Source organism: Gilliamella sp. B2717 (genome assembly GCF_026536675.1).
Lineage (GTDB): Bacteria > Pseudomonadota > Gammaproteobacteria > Enterobacterales > Orbaceae > Gilliamella > Gilliamella apicola_I.
The window spans coordinates 1-290 of record NZ_JAFNNQ010000035.1 but is presented as its reverse complement, the minus strand read 5'-3'; the positions used below and the strand labels follow the sequence as shown (position 1 = coordinate 290).

Below are 290 nucleotides of genomic sequence, written 5' to 3'. Positions count from 1 at the left end.
TGAACATTTAGCTATTGCTGCCGGGCAAGTGCAAAAGTCGGCCAGCCCGTACGCAAGCCGCGCTTGCGTTGGTGAATGGAAAGAACAAAAGCGAAAAAATCGGGAATGGCTCAAAAACCAACGCATAGAAAATACCGACACAGGCGAGCAATTTGAACTAGTTTTACAGGTTGATAAATCAAATGCTAATCCAGCAATTCGTCGTTGCGAGCTAATGATCAGGATGCGGGGTTTTGAAGATATAGCTGATGAATTCGGCTATGTCGGTGCTTTTATTACGTTGACTGCGC

Annotated in this window: 1 protein-coding gene; it reads left to right on the top strand. The window is 45.5% G+C overall.

What is annotated here, in order from left to right:
- Positions 1-290, top strand: a 290-nt coding sequence (locus tag J3U35_RS05615) for a replication endonuclease (RefSeq protein ID WP_267360120.1), incomplete at both ends; no start/stop codon positions are given.